Annotated in this window: 5 protein-coding genes; 1 reads left to right on the top strand and 4 read right to left on the bottom strand. The window is 53.2% G+C overall.

Annotation, left to right across the window (positions count from 1 at the left end; all coding sequences use genetic code 11):
* Positions 1 to 199: 199 nt before the first annotated feature.
* Both QZ303_RS06910 and QZ303_RS06905 read right to left on the bottom strand, forming a co-directional pair.
* Complete coding sequence (locus QZ303_RS06910; RefSeq protein ID WP_295731012.1) at positions 200 to 736, bottom strand: DUF6291 domain-containing protein; 537 nt, start codon at positions 734 to 736, stop codon at positions 200 to 202.
* A gap of 304 nt (positions 737 to 1040) precedes the next feature.
* Positions 1041 to 1805, bottom strand: a complete 765-nt coding sequence (locus QZ303_RS06905; RefSeq protein WP_295731009.1) for a carboxymuconolactone decarboxylase family protein — start codon at positions 1803 to 1805, stop codon at positions 1041 to 1043.
* A gap of 493 nt (positions 1806 to 2298) precedes the next feature.
* Here QZ303_RS06905 and dinB point away from each other — a divergent pair, with 493 nt between their 5' ends.
* A complete protein-coding gene (dinB, locus tag QZ303_RS06900) occupies positions 2299 to 3381 on the top strand; it encodes a DNA polymerase IV (RefSeq protein ID WP_295731006.1) in 1083 nt (360 codons plus the stop codon).
* A gap of 35 nt (positions 3382 to 3416) precedes the next feature.
* On the opposite strand, the gene QZ303_RS06895 is transcribed toward dinB, so the two are convergent.
* Together QZ303_RS06895 and QZ303_RS06890 are read right to left on the bottom strand one after the other, a co-directional pair.
* Positions 3417 to 5528, bottom strand: coding sequence for a glycoside hydrolase family 97 protein (locus QZ303_RS06895; protein ID WP_295731004.1), 2112 nt, complete (start codon positions 5526 to 5528; stop codon positions 3417 to 3419).
* A gap of 170 nt (positions 5529 to 5698) precedes the next feature.
* Positions 5699 to 5989 carry a co-chaperone YbbN gene (locus QZ303_RS06890; protein WP_295731001.1) on the bottom strand — a complete coding sequence of 97 codons (291 nt, stop codon included), beginning with the start codon at positions 5987 to 5989 and terminating at the stop codon, positions 5699 to 5701.
* Between the last annotated feature and the right edge of the window lie 11 nt (positions 5990 to 6000).

Genomic DNA, 6000 nt, shown 5'->3' with positions numbered 1-6000 from the left:
TGCCTTTCAAGATGTTGGACTCTCTGATTTATGGTTTAGCGGACAGTAATAATACTCTTTCGGCCCTCAAAGGCTCACCAGCACCTGGGAGGACTCATCGAGCCGCCAAGTCACCGAACGCCGCACAGCGCGCCTCGCCGATTAGGCGAAGCAACCACTCCATAGCGCATCACAGCAAATCATCTCGTAGTAACGGGATTTATGACACCGGAAGGCCGGGACGCCAGCGCAAGCTTGCCCCGGCCTTCCTTTTATCGCGGTCCATGGCGCGCCGCTCGGCACGGCTAAGCGGCCTTTCCCATGCGGGGGCGGCCTGCACATCAGATTCGGTACGGCTATCAACCTGCAGAGCAGTGGCCTCAGTGACCGGCGTAGCAATTGCGGCGTCCTGTCGGGAGGACGACTTTCGAGTGCGCGAAGCCACAGAGCGGCGGGATGCATCTACCGCGCCGGACGTCTTTACACGTGCAGACGCTCTTCTTGCCGCGGAGGATGACAAGCAACCGCTACGACGCCTGTCGCGAGCACGTGCATTGCGCTTCTTGCGCTCGTCTATGCGGCTTTTTATCAGTAGGAACATTCCGTATGCAGCGGCATCGAGATCGCTCGTGCCGGGTATGATATCCGCTGACTGATATGCGCGAATAGCACATTCAAGGGCTGTTGCCGACTCTGTAGGGAGAAACGAAATGGCATCACGCCACACTTCGTCGAATTTATAACGTGTGTTTGTCATAATTGTGTGTTTTTATAAAATATTTTTTCTGTTTTTACACCGCAAATATACAACCAAAACATAGCTACGCACAATAGTCACTCACACTATTTATTATTAATTAACAATTTTATCCGTAAAAACGTATATTCCGCACGGGGCACACAGAGCACACAGAGAAAAATCATACCCAATTTTTAATCTCTGTGCGCTCTGTGTGCTCCGTGCGTCATTCCCCGACTTAACCCCGGACGCACCGGAAATGCGTCCCTACGTTGATAACCAATACTTTATCGAGGATATCAAATAAAAACTGCGATAACGGTCATAATGCGTCGTAGTCAGCATCCGAGACAGGCTCCAGCCATTCGTTGGAGGCATTCTCACCAGGTATTTCGAAAGCCAGGTGGGCAAACCAGCTATCTGCGGCAGCGCCGTGCCAATGCTTCACGTTCGCAGGGATATGGATGACAGTCCCGGGCAATATCTCCTGTGCAGGCTTCCCCTCCTCCTGGTACCAGCCGCGTCCGGCTACACCTACAAGCATCTGTCCGCCACCCTTAGTGGCATGATGTATATGCCAGTTGTTGCGGCAACGAGGCTCGAAAGTGACATTCGAGAACGGTATCTGCGAATCGGAGATGCGCGCCAGATAACTGTTGCCTTGAAAATATGCGGCATATGCCGTGTTAGGTTCTCCAACGGGAAATATCATCTCCTGTTGGAAACGCTCCTTCTCGGTGAGCGTGTCGGCAGGGTCGGCCCATACCTCTTTCGCTACACGGAATCCGGCCCAGGCGTTGGGCCATCCGGCATAAAAAGCCGCCTGGGTAAGCAGCGCCGCGATTTCCTTGCGGGTGATGCCATGCTTCTTGCCCATTTCAAGATGTGAACGAAACGAGGAATCAATCAAGCCTTTGCCCAGAAGGATCGAGATGGTGACCATGCTATGGTCATGAAGCGAAAGTGTAGAATCGTTCCATACAGCCTCGCCAAATAGGACATTATCGTTAAGTTCCGCGAATTTCGGCGCGAATTCTCCAAGAATCGTGCGCCCTGCCGTCTGGGTTATTTTCTGTTGCTGTGCCATGACATTCGTATTTATTATCAATGAAATTATTGAAATCAGAATTATTGCCCGTTTTTTCATAATTTTACTTTTGTGTGGTTAAGTAACTCACAAAAATTATTGCGCATATGATAATTTCTAAAGCTTTATATTCCCGCCGGAGAATTTTCGGCGCTTTTCGCCCTCTTCATCAGTCTTTTTCGCCGGCTCAAAAGCGCTTCGCGATAACGTGTAGCTCGCTACACTCCTTCTTCATCGAGCAAAAATCGCTCGAAAATTCTCTCATCGGAAATATAAAATAATTTTTGCGAGTTACTTACATTGATTTGCGTGATACAAAAGTAGATAATCGAATCCGAACCGACAGTACCAGAATTACGGATAAAACTACCATTTTTGATTTCAGCACACCCACATACCAACGGTCATTGTAGCACAGACATCGTACCGGAGCGGAATTTTTAAATCCCGGCAGAGCTTTTTATGTGGCGCAATGCATAAATTTGTAGTCAAGATGGAATGCAGGAAAATCATACACGTGGATATGGACGCGTTTTTCGCATCGGTGGAACAACGCGACAATCCTGCGCTGCGCGGACGTCCGATAGTGGTGGGACACGACGGGCCGCGCGGCGTGGTAGCCACGGCAAGCTATGAGGCGCGCCCCTATGGTGTACATTCGGCAATGGCCGTAAGCACAGCCAAGCGCCGATGCGGAGCGCTAATCGTAGTAGAACCGCGATTCGAGGTCTATAAACAGGTATCGGAGACGATACGCGCGATTTTCCATGAATATACCCCGCTGGTCGAGCCTCTTTCGCTCGACGAGGCGTTTCTCGACGTGACCCACCACCCCTCGGCCACCATAGTGGCCCGCGAGATAAAGAGCCGCATCCTACAGGCCACCGGCCTCACGGGATCAGCCGGCGTGTCGGTCAACAAGATGCTCGCCAAGATAGCTTCCGACTACCGCAAGCCTGACGGACTGACTGTAATCACCCCCGGCAGGATTGACACATTCGTAGCCGCCCTCCCCGTAGAGAAATTTTTCGGAATCGGCGCCGTCACCGCCGAGAGGATGCACAAATTGGGTATCTTTACTGGAGCCGACCTGAGGATGCGCACCGAGGCGGAACTGGTGGCCCGTTTCGGAAAGGCCGGACATGACTACTACCTCTACGCCCGTGGTATCGACAACCGTCCCGTAGTGACGGAACGCACACGCAAATCCGTAGGAGCCGAGACGACGTTCCCGGAGGATACCGACAACCGCCGCATCCTTGCCGTGGAGCTTGAAGGTGTGCGACGCGACGTGCAGCGGCGAATGGAAAGAGCCCGGTTTCGCGGACGCACGGTGGTGCTGAAGCTGAAGTTTGACGACTTCCGCCAGATAACACGCTCGCGCACCCTGCCCCATCCCATAGAAAGCGGGGATGGCGACAGACTGCGCGAGATCGGAGAATCACTCCTTGCCGAAACCGATTTCGAGGGCCATAAGGTGAGGCTTATCGGACTCACGGTAGCCAACCCTATCGAACGGAGCACAGACACGTACGACGGCCCGGTGCAACTGGAGCTGGATTTCGGAGAATTTTAAGAGGTCGTTTTTGAACGACCTCTTAAAACAAGTTCTTATTTTACAGGAACGATCGAGATGGCGAAACCTCCGCCGGGAGCCATGTGGATAGTGGGAGTGGAATGTGAGGTGACAGTCTCACGACGGATCTCGTAGGCGGGATTGGTGTCGCAATGCGCATCAGCCGCATCGGTATAGAATGTCGCCTGATATGTCACGCCTGGCTTTAGGAAATCCATCGGGACAGTCACGTCACGGGCATCCTCATTGGTGACACCGCCCACATACCAGTCGTCGCCACCCTTGGCACGGCGCGCGACCACGATGAATTCACCCGGTTCGGCATCGAGATAGCGGCTCTCGCTCCAGTCGACAGGTACATCCTTTATGAACTGGAATGCATCCATCCTTGGAGCATAGTTCTCAGGCAGGTCGGCGGCCATCTGTAGCGGCGAATACATCGTAACGTAGAGGGCAAGCTGCCCGGCCACGGTGGCGCGCTTGTGGGTCTTGTCGGGAGAGAACTTGCCGAGATCCATCTCGAAGATGCCGGGTGTAAAGTCCATCGGACCACCCTTCAGGCGCGTGAACGGAAGTATGGTGACATGTCCGGGGGTCATGTTGCGGTACTCGGTGCCCATGGCACTCTCGTTTCCAACGAGGTTGGGATAGGTGCGCGCGAGCCCGGTGGGGCGCACGGCCTCGTGGGCGTTTACCATGATCTTATGGTCGGCGGCGCGACGCACGGCGTCAAGATAATGGCGCACCTGGGTCTGGCCGTAGTGGTGCGAGCCTTTGGGGAGAATGTTGCCTACGTAACCGCTCTTGACGGCATCGTAGCCATACTTGTTCATAAGATCATAGGCAGCCTCCATGTGGCGCTCATAGTTGGGAATCGAGCCGGAAGTCTCGTGGTGCATCATCAGCTTTATACCCTTGGAATGGGCATAGTCGTTGAGCGCCTTGATGTCGAAGTCGGGATAAGGGGTAACGAAGTCGAACACATAGTCCTTCTCGAGCCCGAACCAGTCCTCCCAACCTACGTTCCAACCCTCTATGAGAAGCTGGTCGAAGCCGTTGGCGGCAGCGAAATCGATGTAACGCTTCACGTTCTCGGTGGTTGCCCCGTGCTTGCCGTGGGGACGGGCCTTGGAGTAGTCAAACGTGGCGAGGTCGAAATCGTGGGCGTCGGTATAGCTCCACTGGCTCTTGCCGGTGATCATCTCCCACCACACGCCCATGTACTTCGTGGGATGAATCCACGACGTGTCATCGAGCACGCACGAGTCGTTGAGGTTATAGATAATCTGCGACGAAAGAATGTCGGTGGCCTTGTCGCTGACCATCACCACACGCCACGGCGTGGAAAACGGAGTGTCGATCACCGCCATATGCCCGTTGACATCGGGAGTGAGAGCCGATGTGAACGTACGCGTAGAGTCGTTGTAGAGCAGGTGCATCGCGGGGTAGTCGACGAGGGCGGCCTCGTGGATATTGAGGTAGAGCGGCTTCTCACCCTGCGTTTTCATCATGAGGGAAGTCTGCACGGCCCACTGGTCGAAAAGCGATGCCGACACGTTGCCGACCAGAGATGCGGCATGGCGAGCGGCAATCTCGCTCAACGGCGATTTGGTATATTCATATTCCTGCGTGTCGTAGTCGCCCGGAATCCACCATGCGGTGTGGTCGCCGGTCATGGCGAATGTGCTCAGTTCCTGATCGATGACAAACTGCTTCGTGGCCTGCTCGGGGAAAACGTAGCGGAATGCGAAACCGTCGTCGAACACACGGAACTCCACGTTGAGGAGCACATCGACGCTGTCGGTCTTTTTCTTCATCTCCACAACGAGCTGACGATAGTGGTTGACTACGGAGTCCTCCTCACCCCATACGGGCGCCCATGTCTCGTTGTGTTCCGACTCATGGTGCGCGGTCATCTTAAAGCCGGTGGTAAGCGCTCCGAAGCGCTCCATCTGGAATCCCATGTAGGAGGTACGAACGATCGTGTCGCCGGCGAACACGGCGCTATAGGCCGGAGCACCATCCTTCTCAAGGTTAAAATCCACGACGAGCCTGCCGTCGGGCGAAGCCACCTGCAACGGACCACCCGACGAACATGAAGCCATTATGCCCGCCACTACAAGGGAAGCACAACAATGTTTTTTCATGCTTGAATTCATTAAAGTTATGATTGAATAGAGTTTATGTAATAAGACATGCAAAGATAATGATTTTTTCACGAGTACTTGAGGATTTATACACGTGTTTTTAAACGACCTCTGACATTGAACCCGAAAACATGAACTCAAAAATCAAACTCAAGAATCAAGCGGTAAAATCACATTTCTATTTTTGAAAGAAGCGTCTCCTCGGGCATCTCTCCAGATTGGCGCCACGCCTCTTCACCGTCCTTGTAAAGGATGAACGTGGGCACCCCACTCACCCCGACAGCCCGGGCAAGCTCCTCATTCTTGTCAATGTCAAGCTGATAGATTTCCGCCAATCCGGCTACACGCTTTTTGACATCGGCTACTACAGGCATCATCCTGTGGCAATGAGGACACCATGTCGCAAAAAATTCAACGAGTACTATCCGGGAACATTTTATTAGATTCTGATAATCGTTCATATGAAAAAAAT

The organism is uncultured Muribaculum sp., from assembly GCF_910583865.1.
GTDB lineage: Bacteria > Bacteroidota > Bacteroidia > Bacteroidales > Muribaculaceae > Muribaculum.
Note: the sequence above shows the minus strand (reverse complement) of the source record. Positions and strands in the feature narration are given on the sequence as shown.